Below are 502 nucleotides of genomic sequence, written 5' to 3'. Positions count from 1 at the left end.
CCGCCTCAGCCTCCTTCAGGATGCCAATAATCTGCTCTTCCGAAAACTGCTTCCGCTTCATCTGTCCGTCCCTTGTAGGGGCCGGTCTCTAGTTCCAACTGGATGAAGAAACGGGGGTCACGTCACGAGCCTCCTCGCTTGAGATCGCGGCTTTGCTCTGTGGAACCGGATCGCTTTTTAAATGGCCGATGAAGCCGCGCACCGAATCAGGTCGGCCGCGATGCTCGACATCGCCGGTCTAGACGCGTTCGCCCGCTCCGGCCGCGTCGAGAGCGTCGAGAGCTATCCCACCCGGCTTAGCGGGCGTGAGACGGGGATCTGCTCGCCAAGGCACCCGAGTCTATGGGGCAAACGTGCAGAAGCCCCCCGGAGGTCTCTCTCCGGGGGGCTTCTGTAATATTGGTTGCGGGGGTTGGATTTGAACCAACGACCTTCAGGTTATGAGCCTGACGAGCTACCGGGCTGCTCCACCCCGCGCCAAGGATCTGGCGTAGTGCCAGAA

Annotated in this window: 1 tRNA gene; it reads right to left on the bottom strand. The window is 61.0% G+C overall.

The annotated features are described in order from the left end of the window. Positions 1-400 precede the first annotated feature (400 nt). Positions 401-477: transfer RNA gene (locus tag BFL28_RS18310), tRNA-Met, on the bottom strand. Between the last annotated feature and the right edge of the window lie 25 nt (positions 478-502).

It is taken from the genome of Sphingomonas turrisvirgatae (genome assembly GCF_001721295.1).
Lineage (GTDB): Bacteria > Pseudomonadota > Alphaproteobacteria > Sphingomonadales > Sphingomonadaceae > Sphingomonas > Sphingomonas turrisvirgatae.
Note: the sequence above shows the minus strand (reverse complement) of the source record. Positions and strands in the feature narration are given on the sequence as shown.